The 13,334-nt window shown below is 53.6% G+C and carries 14 protein-coding genes and 1 CRISPR repeat array (1 of these 15 cut by a window edge); of the genes, 4 read left to right on the top strand and 10 right to left on the bottom strand.

Annotated features, from left to right (window positions below; translation table 11 throughout):
• Positions 1–35: 35 nt before the first annotated feature.
• From ACFQJC_RS17040 to ACFQJC_RS17010, 7 genes are all read right to left on the bottom strand, one after another.
• Positions 36–755 carry a pentapeptide repeat-containing protein gene (locus tag ACFQJC_RS17040; protein ID WP_390225713.1) on the bottom strand — a complete coding sequence of 240 codons (720 nt, stop codon included), beginning with the start codon at positions 753–755 and terminating at the stop codon, positions 36–38.
• A gap of 178 nt (positions 756–933) precedes the next feature.
• Entirely contained in the window at positions 934–1,950 is a 1,017-nt protein-coding gene (locus ACFQJC_RS17035) for a pentapeptide repeat-containing protein (RefSeq protein ID WP_390225711.1), read from the bottom strand.
• 181 nt (positions 1,951–2,131) lie between these two features.
• Positions 2,132–3,136 (bottom strand): pentapeptide repeat-containing protein, encoded by a 1,005-nt coding sequence (locus ACFQJC_RS17030; protein ID WP_390225710.1) that lies wholly within the window; start codon positions 3,134–3,136, stop codon positions 2,132–2,134.
• 177 nt (positions 3,137–3,313) lie between these two features.
• Complete coding sequence (locus tag ACFQJC_RS17025; RefSeq protein WP_390225708.1) at positions 3,314–4,018, bottom strand: pentapeptide repeat-containing protein; 705 nt, start codon at positions 4,016–4,018, stop codon at positions 3,314–3,316.
• A gap of 180 nt (positions 4,019–4,198) precedes the next feature.
• Positions 4,199–5,110 carry a pentapeptide repeat-containing protein gene (locus ACFQJC_RS17020; protein ID WP_390225706.1) on the bottom strand — a complete coding sequence of 304 codons (912 nt, stop codon included), beginning with the start codon at positions 5,108–5,110 and terminating at the stop codon, positions 4,199–4,201.
• Positions 5,111–5,291: 181 nt separating this feature from the next.
• Entirely contained in the window at positions 5,292–6,230 is a 939-nt protein-coding gene (locus tag ACFQJC_RS17015) for a pentapeptide repeat-containing protein (RefSeq protein WP_390225704.1), read from the bottom strand.
• A gap of 102 nt (positions 6,231–6,332) precedes the next feature.
• On the bottom strand, positions 6,333–6,812 hold the full coding sequence (locus ACFQJC_RS17010) for a hypothetical protein (protein ID WP_390225702.1): 480 nt from the start codon (positions 6,810–6,812) through the stop codon (positions 6,333–6,335).
• A gap of 171 nt (positions 6,813–6,983) precedes the next feature.
• On the opposite strand from ACFQJC_RS17010, the gene ACFQJC_RS17005 reads away from it, so the two are divergent.
• From ACFQJC_RS17005 to ACFQJC_RS16995, 3 genes are all read left to right on the top strand, one after another.
• Positions 6,984–7,154 carry a glycine zipper domain-containing protein gene (locus ACFQJC_RS17005; protein ID WP_390225700.1) on the top strand — a complete coding sequence of 57 codons (171 nt, stop codon included), beginning with the start codon at positions 6,984–6,986 and terminating at the stop codon, positions 7,152–7,154.
• Positions 7,155–7,269: 115 nt separating this feature from the next.
• Positions 7,270–8,109 carry a hypothetical protein gene (locus ACFQJC_RS17000; RefSeq protein WP_390225699.1) on the top strand — a complete coding sequence of 280 codons (840 nt, stop codon included), beginning with the start codon at positions 7,270–7,272 and terminating at the stop codon, positions 8,107–8,109.
• Positions 8,106–8,780 (top strand): PrsW family glutamic-type intramembrane protease, encoded by a 675-nt coding sequence (locus ACFQJC_RS16995; RefSeq protein ID WP_390225697.1) that lies wholly within the window; start codon positions 8,106–8,108, stop codon positions 8,778–8,780. Before ACFQJC_RS17000 ends, ACFQJC_RS16995 begins: the two co-directional genes overlap by 4 nt.
• Positions 8,781–9,146: 366 nt before the next feature.
• Here ACFQJC_RS16995 and ACFQJC_RS16990 read toward each other — a convergent pair whose 3' ends face one another.
• The 3 genes from ACFQJC_RS16990 to ACFQJC_RS16980 all read right to left on the bottom strand — a co-directional run bounded on the left by ACFQJC_RS16990 (position 9,147) and on the right by ACFQJC_RS16980 (position 10,662).
• Positions 9,147–9,755: a hypothetical protein gene (locus ACFQJC_RS16990; protein ID WP_390225695.1), complete on the bottom strand. Its 609-nt coding sequence runs from the start codon at positions 9,753–9,755 to the stop codon at positions 9,147–9,149.
• A gap of 3 nt (positions 9,756–9,758) precedes the next feature.
• Positions 9,759–10,070: a DUF8065 family protein gene (locus ACFQJC_RS16985; protein WP_390225694.1), complete on the bottom strand. Its 312-nt coding sequence runs from the start codon at positions 10,068–10,070 to the stop codon at positions 9,759–9,761.
• A gap of 244 nt (positions 10,071–10,314) precedes the next feature.
• Positions 10,315–10,662 (bottom strand): hypothetical protein, encoded by a 348-nt coding sequence (locus ACFQJC_RS16980; RefSeq protein WP_390225692.1) that lies wholly within the window; start codon positions 10,660–10,662, stop codon positions 10,315–10,317.
• Positions 10,663–11,157: 495 nt separating this feature from the next.
• On the opposite strand from ACFQJC_RS16980, the gene ACFQJC_RS16975 reads away from it, so the two are divergent.
• Positions 11,158–12,357, top strand: coding sequence for a tyrosine-type recombinase/integrase (locus tag ACFQJC_RS16975; protein ID WP_390225690.1), 1,200 nt, complete (start codon positions 11,158–11,160; stop codon positions 12,355–12,357).
• Between the two features lie 310 nt (positions 12,358–12,667).
• A CRISPR array of direct repeats spans positions 12,668–13,334; the repeat unit is 30 nt; unit sequence GCTTCAACCCGTCTGCGGTCCGGCTGGAAG (it continues 1,261 nt past the right edge of the window).

Below are 13,334 nucleotides of genomic sequence, written 5' to 3'. Positions count from 1 at the left end.
CCGCAATAGCCCGGCTGGAAGAGAATTTCCCGTGATTAGTACGCTCGGCCATCGCAATCTTCCGTCGTGCAACGCGACCCATCAGTCCACGTGGCACCTCCTAAATCTGCACCTTCAAAATTCACTCCCTGTAAGCTCGCCCCTCGAAAGTTCGCCCCTTGTAAGCCCGCCCTCCGAAAGTTCGCCCCTTGTAAGCCCGCCCTCCGAAAGTTCGCCCCCGATAAGTCTGCACCCCGGAAATCTGAATCAGTTAATTCCGCCTCAAACAATTGGGCATCCCCTAAGTTCGCCCCCCGAAAATCGGCGCCATGAGCGTGCGCTTGAAGGAAAGTTGCGACTGCCAAGTTCGCCCCCTGAAAGTTCGCATCATCCAAGGTCGCCTCTGTTAAGTCTGTGCCTCGCAGGTTTGCTTCAGATAAGTCAGCCAGAAGCAAATTCGCACCGTATAAGTTTGCACTTCCCAGATTCGCCTCCGATAAGTCCGCGTACATCAACAGCGCTTCTGTTAGGTTCGCTCTCCGTAGGTCTTCTCCGGACAGATTACACTCGGCCAGAGTAGCGCCTCGTTCGATGTCTTCACACCGACTACTTGCCGTCCCGATCAGCCCGCCACTGCTGCCGGAGCCGAGCACGGAACCGAGTTCGAGTCCACCGCCCCCGGCGACCACGGCTGTGCCGCCGATGACACTCAACAACTGTCTCCGGGTGTAGGTGGACACAGTGGCATCTGCTTCGTCTGAGGTCGAATCATTCATCATTTCATGATTGTATTAACAGGTATTGATTATTCTGGTAAATTTGAGGCTCGCGTCTCCCGGCTACGTCGAGCGAGGCCGTAATCTACAACCAACCGCCGCTCGGTAGAAAGCAGACAAGAATCCGTTCGTGCTGAACCCAGTAGCGTATTCCTCGTGAAACTGTTCAGAGCCGGTCTCAGTATGCTTGACCGTCACAGTCGCGCGTACTGCATACCGATCCGTCAATCCATTTTGCGCCCTGCAAGTTCGCACCCGACAAATCAGCTCCTTCTAGGTTAGCTCCATCCAAGTTTGCCGTCTGCAAATCCGCGTTCACCAAGCTTGCTTCCGACAGGTCTGCTTCTTCTAAACTCGCGAACGTTAAGTCCGCCTCCGACAAATCTGCCCCGGACAAGTTCGCTTTCCCCAGGCCTGCTCTCGCGTCCGCCCCTCGCAAGTCCGCCCCAACGAGGTTCGCTTCCCACAGATTCGCTCCCTCAAGCTTCGCCGTTTGCAAGTTCGAACCCGACAAATCCACGCCATCAGAAATCGCCTCCTCTAGGTTTGCTCCCTCCAAATTTGCCTTAGAGAAGCTCGCATCTCCGAGGTTTGCTCCTTCCAAGTTCGCATCGGACAAGTCAGCCTGTATAAACCTCGACCCAGACAAGTTCGATCCAGAAAAAATCGCTCCAGACAACTTCGTCAGAGGCAGGTTCGCGTTCGTCAGGATGACTCCAGACAAGTTCGCCCCTTCCAGATTTGCCCCCCACAGGTTCGAGCCGTCCATGTTCGAGCCGTGTAAATCCGCCCCTCGCAAGTTCGCCTCTACGAAAGCCGTCGGCGCCATGCCTGCCTCTGACAAGTTTGCCTCCGACAAGTTCGTCTTCCACAGGTTCGCCATCTCCAGATTCGCCTTTGCCAAGTTCGCCCCCGACAAGTCCGTCTCTGTGAATTCTACTTCTCGAAGGTCCGCTCCGGACAGGTCCCGCTCGCTCAGGTCACAGCCGCTCAGATCGGCTCCTGGTTCAATATTTCCACAGGTACCGCCTGCTGTTCCGATTAGCCCATCACCGTTGGCGGAGCCAAGGACAGAACCGATTCCGAGTCCACCGCCTCCGGCGACGACGGCAGTTCCGCCGATGACACTCAAGAGTTGTCGACGGCTGTAGGTGGGTGCAGTAGCGTCTGATTCATCTGAAGACAAGTCGTTCATTCTCTTCCGATTGTCATTACTGATGTTAAATATTCTGGTGGTTCGAAGTGTGCGGGTAATCGGCCTCGCCTGATTGGGGCCAGAATTAATCTACGGTGACCGAGGATGGTTGGATACAGATTCGAACACGTGTCCATAGTGAAAAACCATCCTGCCCACGTGAGTCGGAACGAATCTGGTATCAGGTCCGTTGTGTGACGCAACTCCACGTCTTGCACGTCGATTTGTGGACCCACTTCGCATCCTCCAGATTCGCCCCTTCAAAGTTTGCACCCTCGAAATCCGCTTTTAGCAAGCTCAACCCGTCAAGGGTTGCATCCCGAAAGTCTGCCTCCCGAAGGTCCGCATAAGCCATATCTGCATTAGTCAAATCTGCCTCACGCAGGGTCGCACCAGACAAGTCCGCACCAGTCAAGTCAGCCTCACGCAAGGTCGCACCAGACAGGTCAGCCTCTGGTAAGTTTGCGTCACGAAAGCTCGCATGCAACAAGTTTGCGTTTTCCAAGTCAGCATGTTCGAAGCTCGCGCTATACATGTCTGCATCCCGTAAGTTCGCACCAGACAAGTCCGCAACGTCGAAGTCTGCCTTACCAAAGTTTGCTTCCCGCAAGTCTGCACCGGACAAATCCGCCTGTTCCAGGTTCGTTTCACCCAGGGCAGTATACCCCTCTGCCCCACGCAAGTCCGCCTCCCGCAAGCTAGCACCATACAAATACGCAGTCCGCAAGTCCGCATTAGACAGGTTTGCATTGGCCAAGTTCGCGCGAAATAATCCCGCACTCCACAGATTCGCATTCCGCAGGTCCGCACCTTCCAAGTTCGCCTTCTTCAAGCGTGTTCCTTCTAAGTCCGCATGCCGCAAGCCCGCACCTTCCAAGTTCGCATGACTCATGTACGACCCCCGCAAGTCCGCACCACTCAACGTCGCAAACTGTAAGTTCGCATCCTCCAAGCGTCTTCCAGAGAGATCACAGTCCTGCAGCGGGCCGCCTGGTTGAATAAACTCACATCGGGATTTCGTCGCGGTGCCAGTTAACGCACCCTCGTTCCCGGAGCCAAGCACAGACCCGACTCCGACCCCACCGCCCCCGGTGACCAGCGCTGTGCCACAGAGGGCGCTCAAGAGGTGTCGACGAGTGTAGTTAGATGCGGTAGCGTCTGATTCATCTGGGGACGAATCATTCATTCTTCGAAAATTGTCAGAATGAGTGATAAATATTCTGGTGGTTACGGGTGTTCGGGTGAGCCTGTTCGCCCGATTATATGGATTCGTCTATCTGCAATCGACGCTCTATTTCACGGCGAAGATGATCACCATAGTGACAATCCGTCTCAGATATCCATGAGATGAACTAGGTCTATATCAATGCGCTCGGCCGTCACAATCCTGCGTTTCACACTGTGTCCCATCTATCCATGTGGCACCTTCTAAATTCATACCAACTAAGGTTTTGTCTCCCAACCGTGCCTTTTCCAAGTTAGCTCCAGAGAAGTCCACTTCATACAGAATTGTATCTCGCAAGTCCGTCTTATACAATTTCGCTCCAGACAAGTCCGATTCAGACAAATATGCACCATTGAACCATGCTACAGACAAGTCCGCACTAGACAAGTCCGTCTCATACAAGGTTGCATCTCGCAAGTCAGCTCCAATCAACTTCGCACTGTTCAAGTTCGCTCTTTCCAAGTGTGCAGAACTCAAGTCTGTCCTACGCAAGTCCGCTTCAGACAAATCTGCCTTACGCAAGTCCGCTTCAGATAAGTCTGCCATACCCAAGTCCGCTCCAGATAAGTCTGCCCCACGCAAGTCCGCCTTCTTCAGGTCCGCATTGAACAGGTCCCGTTCACTCAGATCACAGTCTTTGAGGTCGGCTTCTGGTTCGATATTTCCACAGCCACCGCCCACCGTTCCGAGTAGCTCGCTATCACTTCCGAAACCGAGTACGGACCCAATTCCGAGTCCACCGCCTCCAGCAACGACGGCTGTGCCGCCAAGGGCACTCAAGAGTTGTCGGCGGGTGTAGGTGGGTACAGAGCTGTTTGATTCATCTGTGGATGAGTCATTCATTTGTTCTTGATTGTCATAACTGGTGTTATAGTTTTGGTGAGTTCAATGTGTACAGTAGCAGCTTCATCCGATCAGAAATGTGAATTAGTCTACGGCGACTGAGTGGATTTGATGACATATATGAGAATCATCACGTTAAGAATTTGTAGTACACTCACGTGGTACACTCCTGATCTGATCTCAGTACGCTCTACCGTCGCAGTCTTTCGTCGTGCAAATCGATCCATCAATCCACGCGGCACCTTCTAAATTTGCCCCTTCAAAATTGGTTCCATCCAAATCTGCCCGAAACAGCATCGCTCCCTGTAAATCTGCATTCGACAAGTCCGAAAACGACAAGTCTGCATCTAACAAGTACGCCCCCCGTAAGTTTACACCCGATAAGTTCATATGGGCCAAATATTCACCAGACAAATCACAGTCGGATAAATCTGCATCTGGACCGGTTTTTTCACAACGTCCCAACTCAATCTTACGATACGCTCGACCGTCGCAATCCTTCGTGCCACACTGTGACCCATCGATCCACGTGGCGCCTTCCAAGTTCGCACCGTCGAAGGTAGTTCTCGATACGCTCGCTCCCTCTAAGTTCGCACCAGACAAATCTACACCATCCAACATAGCCTCCAATAAGGTCGCCCCTTCTAAGTTTGCATCAGACAAGTCCGCACCAGTTAACCTTGCATGAACAAAACTTGCCTTCCGCAAGTCCGCATCGGATAAATCTGCATACGTCAAGATTGCACCATACAGTAGTGCCCCCCGCAAGTCGGCTCCAGACATGTTTGCATACGACAAGTCCGACGCACGTAAATCTGCACCACCTAAGGTCGCAAATCGCAAGTCTGATTTTCGCAAGTCTCTGCCAGACAGATCGCACTCATGTAGAGGTCCGGCTGGTTGAATTAACTTACAGCGGGATGGCCCTGCGTATCCTGCCAATTCATCCTCGTTTCCTGAGCCGAATGTTGAACCGAGTCCGATACCGCCGCCTCCGGCGACCACAGCTGTTCCACTGATAGCACTCAACAGCTGTCGGCGGGTGTAGGTGGGTGGGGATGACTCTGATTTATGTGGGTCTGAATCGTTCATTTCCTCTTGATTGCCATACTATATGATAAATATTCAGGTGATGCAAAATATACGGAAGAGCGCGTTCGCATGGTTTTCTGGATTAATCTACCTGCAACCGATGGTCCATTTAATGCAGAGAGGAAGATCTGGATGCGAAAAATCTGTCTCGGGCCCCAAGTAATACAGTTCAGGTCCGGTCTTAGTACGCTCGACCGTCGCAATCTTCCGTCGTGCAACGCGACCCGTCAGTCCATATGGCGTCTTCTAAATTTGCCCCTTCAAAGTTTGCTCCCTCCAAATCAGCCTTCCGCAAGTCAGCCTCCCGCAAGTCAGTCCCCCACAGATCCGCATCAGACAAGTCCGCATTAGACAACTGAGCCATTATCAAGTTCGCCCTAAACAAGTCCGCACGACGCAAGTTCGCCCCCCGCAAGTCTGCACGAAATAAGTCTGCATCTTGTAAATTCGAAGAATACAGGTCTGCATCACGTAAGTCTGCTCGCTCCAATCTCGCATTAGACAAATCGGTAGAATATAACTCTGCTTCCTGTAAGTTCGCACCATACAAGGCCTCGGACGAAAGGTCCTTTCCAAACAGTTCACACCCACTCAAATCGGCACCTGGTCCGACCCTCTCACAGCGACTGCGTGGCCTTTTGTCGATAACTAAGCCGATGTCCACTCGTCCGTCGCAATCCCTTGTGCTACACCGCGACCCATCGGTCCACGTCGCACCTTCCAAGTTCGCACCAACAAAGCTAGTTCTATCTATTCTCGCTTCTTTTAAGTTTGAATCAGATAGGTCCGCAGCACTCAAATCCGCTCCAGACAAGTCTGCCTCACGCAAGTCGGCACCAGATAAGTCCGCACGACGCAAGTTCGCCACCCGTAAATCCGCCTCACGCAAATTCTCTCCAGAGAGATCACAATCCTGCAAAGCGCCCGCTGCTTGAATGAGCTGACAGCGATCCCTCACTGTTCCTGTCAACGTTCCGCCGTTGTCAGAGCCGAGTATAGAACCGAGGCCGATTCCACCGCCCCCGGCGACCACAGCCGTTCCACCAACGGCACTCAAGAGTTGTCGGCGGGTGTAACTGGACGTAGAGGAATCTGATTCGTCTGGCTCGGACTTATCCATGTTCATAGAACGAACAATATATGTGATATAATTACCGAACGGTTCCAAAGATTAGCACTGTTGAGTCGAAGACGAACCGAATTTGACCGTCCTCCCGGACCTTCAGACGTTCCCGACCCCAACCTCGGGCGAGATACGACGGTACATATAGACGATGAACACCCCACAAAGACCACCAATCAGGAATGTTTCGGTTCCTGCCACGAGCAGCGAACCCACGCTGTAAACCGCACTCGCCGCTATCGCCTGAAGGGGGTCGAGTGTACGCTCACCGAGCGACGTTCGCTCACCACGAACCCAGTTGATGACCATCAAAAGATACCAGGTTAGTGGATGGGCAAGGACGGCAGTTAGCGCTCCCGAGATCACGCCCCTACTGACGGTCCACTGGTCTGGACGGTCGACGAGCCACCACCAGAGCACGATTCCCAAGATAGCGGATGATACACCGCTCGCTGGGACTAAAAGCACCCAACCGGGGTCGGTATTTACCCCGGAACTGATGAAACGAAGATAGGAGTACACTCCAGCTACAATTCCTAAGATTCCTCCGGCGAGTACTGGACGCTGGTATTTATTCATCCAAACATATTAGAGGTCGTGATAAAGTATGTTCCGACTCACGTCAACGAATTGGCTGGAGCGTTGAGAAGTACACTCAGAATCAGCTTCAGACCAAACACAGCCCCAATTGGCCCTTACCCCATGGCAAAAATAGGTACATTCATTTCTTATGGCAATGGCATACATCCCATGGGCGAAACTCGAGAAGATGAAGTGAACTCCAAGGGAATGGGAGTTGGAATTGCTATTGGAGCAGCTCTCGGAGTCGGAATTGGAGTTGCGATGGACGATCTCGCAGTGGGCGTCGCGATAGGCATGGGTACAGGAGTTGCAATCGGTGCAGGTTTATCGAGGCGGTAGTTGAGTGCACATCACGAGTGGTTACTGAAGATTTCCGGGACGCGCAGCGATCTCCAGAGAAATTTTCCAAGTAGTCAGAACTGTTTTATTCCGACTCTCCAGACTATCATCATCAATGACCATCACGTCTCACCTCGAACGGCTTTCCCGGGCTAACCTGGTAATTGCCCTTTGCGGGGCAGGACTTGTCTCGCTCGCTTGGATCGGCGGGCTATTCGAAGGCTCCTACGGAGACGTGCTCTTTAACGTACACTACGTGTTCAACGATCTCATCATCGCCGTAGCCGTTGCGCTTCTCATTGTGGGGTGGCGACACTGGCGCGAACTTCCGTTGCTGGTGGGTGCTCTCGCTGTCGGTTTTTGGTTCTTAGGAAGTTTATACTGGACCTCTTACGTCTGGTTCGCTGGCAAAGTCTTAGTCTATCCGTCACTGGATAAATTCGCCTATGAGAGTTTCCACCTCTTAATGCTCGTGCTCGCCTGGTACTTCCTTGGATCAACTGAGACACGGTTTCGACATCCACTCGTGCTCGTCCCTATTGTGAGTGCGGCCCTCCCTACTATCGTGTATCTCTCTCTGGGCCATTTCTCAATAGGAGCCCTCGCGTTCAACACTGTCCAGTTGGGCATGAGCGGTGCCCTGGGTGTCATCGGTGGACACCTACTCGCCACTCGGTACCGACTTTTTGGTGTTGCACTCATCACCTTCGCCGTTGCTGACCTCAGTTTTCTCCTCATCACGCTAGTCGATTCGACGCCGTTTATTGTGTTCCTCGACCCGCTATGGTTTACGAGCCACGCACTCACTAGCTTCGCGCTGCTTCGCTACGCCGCCAACGGCCAATTACCCAGCTCTAATCGCGGTGAATCGTCTCGAAACGACCTCGAAGAGAACGTTAGCCGAGTTGGATCCGTCGCCGCTACTGTCGCTCAGGACGGAGGGCAATCGCCATGATGCTCTCGCTATCGATTGCACTCGTGTTCCCCCTGCTGTTGCTCGTCGCTATCGTTGATGACCGGAACACCCGAGCGTACTTGGGTTGCTTCGCGTGGGGATGCATGGCAGGCTTCATAGCTTTCAGCGGGAACAACGCATTGTTCGGTATTGTAGAAATTACGAGACAGCAGATGGCAGTCCAGTTCGCTCCGATTACCGAAGAGGTAATCAAAGCCTCGCCACTGTTCATAGCCTACTTGTACGCTCCCAAGCGGTTTCGGCGCCGCGACGTGGTCGTCATGGCTGTATTCGTCGGAATCGGCTTCAGCGTCGTCGAGAACTTCTGGTACCTCGTTAGCTCACAGTCACGGACGACTGTAGAACTGGCCCTGTTCGTCTTGACCCGGAGCTTCTCGACGACGATTATGCACGGTCTGGCGACTGGAATCGTCGGGTTGACGCTGTCGAGCGCGGCTCAGGGAACGTTCGACGAGATTCGAGGTCTCCGACCCGTGTTCGTTTTTGTCGGCACGATTGGTGCGGTCACACTCCACGGATATTTCAATATGGTTGTCCAGCAAGGAGTAGTCGGCGAAGCGCTAGCGATCGTGGGTGCGCTTGCCCTGTACGTCACGGCTGTCGCGGCGATAAAGCACTTCAGCGAAGAGGTCTCCGAAGTCGTCGCCTGACTCCAGCCCTAATTTTGTATAGCAGCATATAATTTATCTCCCAATCGTGAGTTCACGGCCTGTTTTTACTAATTGGCGTAGTGTATGGCCCACTCCCGCATAAGCCAAAGTATTAACTAGATTGAAGATTGTCATAGACCAATGAAAATCTCGAACTCAGAATCACCCAAAGACTCAGCGAGAGGGTTAATCCCCGGTGAGCAGGCTTGAATCAGCAGTCTAACTCCCAGGTTTAGAGGTCGAAGAGGAGGCTCCAGAGAACGAGTCACAAAATCGTCGGTACAAGTGGTCACAGATGAGCCTCGACGAACTCGTCGACCTCGGCCACCGTGTCAACCTGCGATGCGAGTGACGTCGGTCTACGTGTCAGGGCAATAGGTTTCCATCTAAGTACGAACTGCAGTCAATTGGGATTTCCTGCCAAATCGCTTGTATCGCACTGTAGCTTGTCCACCCCTCACCCTCCAGAAGCTCTCCACACGCCTCACAGAATTCCTGCTTCGAACAGTTGCCGTTCTTGTGGAGTAAGTAGAGTAGATAGGAGGGAGCGACTGCAACACCGTATTGGTCTCGCTCCTCGAAGACTCGGTTTATGGATTCTCGCCCCCTCTGATCCATGAGAACGACGAACGTGTAGCTTTCTGGGTGCTGTGCGAGTTCTTGTTCTAACGACTGTTCTCCAGCGTCCGGCCCATGCGGCCGGGGAACGCTATTGATTGTGGTGAACGCCGTGTTTGAGTTGTCTTCAAACGGTTTGAGTGCCGCTACACTTCCATCGTAAATCCACTTTTCACGGCTTCCATCAGGGGCATATTCAGACTTGTCGCGGGTGTGTTGCTTCAACTCATGAATGCAGACGTTCGTCGTCGTCAGGTTGAGATTGTCTACAACCTTCGGCCACAGAGACGTATTTGCTACAGAAATGAGTGCGTCAGTATCCACAAGAACAGGGTGCCGTATTTCGTCTGAACCCATTCGTTACTCGTTCTGGAAGACGCCATCGGTACTGAGCGTCTCCGCCTTCTTGACACCCTCGCACTCACGCTCAATATCTTCGAGCAGGTCTCCAATGAGGATCTTTGCAACGCCTTCGTCCAGTTCTCCGTCGAGGTACTGTTGGTGCAACTCGACTCGCTCTTCATTCGAGAGCACTTCCCGGAGCTTCTCCTTGAGGCCCTCTCGAGCGAGTTCACTGATGTTAATCCCTCCCAGACGCATCTCACTGAGGCGTTGACTTGCACGCTTCTCGTCAGCCCCCCTAAACTGGATTTTGTCGTTGTTCGTTGCCATGGTAAGCGGAAATAATCGCTCTACGCATAAATTTGTTGTGACCAGTCATCCATGTCATGACAGACCGCTCTGATGGCAGTCCCAAAATGAAGATAAAGAGAAGTTCTCTGTCTGTTGCACGTTGCTTCTGCCAGTGTCCAGTGAGGTTTCTGTGGCCGTGATGAATACAGAGCGCGAGTCTTGCAAAGCCGTTCGACTTGAACAGACTGTAAACTCCGCTACATCTGCGTATTCACTGAGGTGATTACTCAGTATCCAAGATGGAGCCGATTTCAACGATGATAGGGATTCCTTCTATCTCATTGGGTACATCGAGTCTCGCTCTCGTTTTTTCGTCGGCTACAAGGATGTTGATAGTCTCCGTGACGTGACCGCCGATGGTCTCCTCACCGCGTCCCATCTCGATGTACTCGACACCGGGTTCGTGGCGATAGGTTTCGATGACTTTCTCATGGACGCCTTCGGCGTGCTGGACGTGTTCCCACCATTCGGCATCGATCTCGGACCACGCGATGACCTCATCGCCGCGCTTGTACTTCGGAACCCGAACGGTCGGTCGGTCGTCTTCTGCGGACTCATTATCCTGTCCCATACCTCGTACCCCACTCTGTTATTCTACGGAGGCTGCTGACAAATACGTGACTTGCTGAACTCACCCTCTGTCTGTGCCACGCCGCTCGTGTCAAGACATGGGGTTTCAACTAACCCGATTTTCCAACAAACCCAAACGGCCATCTCACAGGGAGAGGTCATTTCGAGTGTTCAGCACACTCCCAACGGATGTACTGCGTGAATATGGCGGGTCCGCGTACTCGCTGCTTGAGAATGAGAGAGGTGATTTCGAGTGTTCAATCTTTAATCTATGTGCGCTGCACATTAGTTAGACCACTCCCGCACAAGCCAAAGTATTATTTTGCTGTGAAAAACAGCAGAGACCAATGAAATTCACCAGCTTGGAACCGTCCCTAAACACGACAAACACTCTTTCGGGCAGTACATCGGCATGACAAAGCAGTCTACTGGCCAGCAACTTGACGACGAATCCACGGCCTCAAAGACACGCAGTCGTCGCTACAACTGGTCGCGTATGGACCTCGACGAGCTCGTCGACGTCTACTGGCAAGACATTTCCCCAAAGCGATATCGCGATGGGTTCGACGAAGACCGAGACGTTCCGACCTACGACTGGCTCACCGAGCACGGATACAGTGGGATTGCGTACGCGCTGCGCGAGCACCACGATTTGACGCCCAAGCAGTTCTTCGTCGACGTGGTCGGCCTCGAAGACGAGGTATCTGAGGAGTGGGAGTGGAACGTCGAACACGATGCGACTGTGAACGCGCTCGAATCATACCTCACGTCGATAGAAACCCGTGGTGGGCGGGCAAAGAGTACCGTCGAGACCCACCGGACGAGGTTGGCGAAGTGGGTTCGAACGTATCGAGAGTTACACGGGACGGATGCGTTGCTCGAACCGCTGTCTGAGTTGGAAAAGCAGCCGCGAGAGATAGAACGCTGTCTCGCCGTCCTCGACGTCTTCGACGAGGAGCTATCGACCGATCGGTCGAAACTCGAATACCTGCACGTCGCAAGGGCGTGGTACGCCTTCGTGAAGCGCCGGAAGTACGCGAAGTACAACCCACTCTCAGAGGCCGGTGAGGAGTTTGGCTGGGAGGCCAGCGAACCAGACCCACAGGCGTTGTCGGCGTCACAGGTGTGTCGAATCTACAGCGAGATTGACTCACCCGAAGCGGAGTTACTCGTCGTCGCACTCGCTGGGTGGGGGTTGCGGCCTTCAGAGGTTGCTGCGTTGCACGTCGACCAGGTGGTCTTGGATGCTGAAGATCCACACCTGTCGTTCGGTGATGGAGAGAGGAAGAACGGTCCTGGTGAGGTAACGCTGCTGTATGGCGTGGATGTCGTCGCTGATCGGATTGATGCGTTATCTAACCGTGAGAACTGGCACGGGTATCTGTTCCCGTCTCGGTCATCGTCGACGGGACATCTGTCAGTAAGTACGATACGTCGTCGGTTCAAACAGCTTGCTGACACTGCTGGCGTGGTTGTTGATGGTGAGATTCCAACGCCGAAGATGGGACGGAGGTTCTGGTACTCGGCGTATCAGGAGGCCGTTAGAGAGGTTCTTGAGGGACTGGAGGGTGTTGCTGAGGACCAGGGAAGTTCGTCGACGGAGGTTGTGCTTCGGAACTATCTGTCGAGAGAACAAGAGCGGAAAGCTCGGCGGAGAAAGATGTACGAGAAGTTGGAAGCAGCGTTTGATCAATAGAGTTGTTTCGTCTGCTGCGAGACCTCAGACAAACGAATTACTTTGATCTAGGCTGATAGGAATCGATTAGTCTTGTACTTACTACGAGTACTCCCAGAATGTGATAAACGGTCTCTTCAGTACGCCCAAAGACTAGGCTCGGGACCTAGTTGTGATACAGTTGGACCACAGCTGGTGGGAGTCGGTAGGGTTGTGCTGGTGTTCGGAAGTGATCTTACCGTAGTTCTCCTGCGTCACAAGTGTGCATTTGGTTGTGTTGGCGAGTCGCTCAAGTCTGTCACGTCGGCCGTCGAAGTTTCCGGTGAAGAGAGCTCCAACCCGTCTACGGTCCAGCTGGAAGGCTCGCTCGTCGATTAGCGCGTCGACGAACCGGCGCTTCAACCCGTCTGCGGTCCGGCTGGAAGCATGCCAACGGAACCGTGACGTACCGTCGTATCGAGCTTCAACCCGTCTGCGGTCCGGCTGGAAGGAGGAGTGCGCCGAGTCCTTTCAGCACGTCGAGCACGCTTCAACCCGTCTGCGGTCCGGCTGGAAGCTTGTTTTGCCACCCGATGTATCGTTGCCACCGTTCGCTTCAACCCGTCTGCGGTCCGGCTGGAAGAAGATATCCGCGCCCTCGACGGCAAACTTCCAGTCGCTTCAACCCGTCTGCGGTCCGGCTGGAAGCGGGTGCACTTGCCCTCGCCGGTCTTGGCATCGGGAGCTTCAACCCGTCTGCGGTCCGGCTGGAAGGCGCGGCGATCTGAAAGCAATGGTTTCGGTGGGGCGCTTCAACCCGTCTGCGGTCCGGCTGGAAGGGATGTGACCAACGCGACGAGTGCGGCCTACCCGCGCTTCAACCCGTCTGCGGTCCGGCTGGAAGCGTTCGGTTTTCGTCGATTTTGAGTTCAACGAGCTGCTTCAACCCGTCTGCGGTCCGGCTGGAAGCCTCGGCAACGGCCTTAACTGGAACATCCCTTGCACGCTTCAACCCGTCT

Origin of the sequence: Haloferax namakaokahaiae (genome assembly GCF_042663225.1) — an archaeon.
Classification (GTDB): domain Archaea; phylum Halobacteriota; class Halobacteria; order Halobacteriales; family Haloferacaceae; genus Haloferax; species Haloferax namakaokahaiae.
The sequence above is the reverse complement of the archived record's forward strand: the minus strand, read 5'-3'. Positions and strand labels throughout refer to the sequence as shown.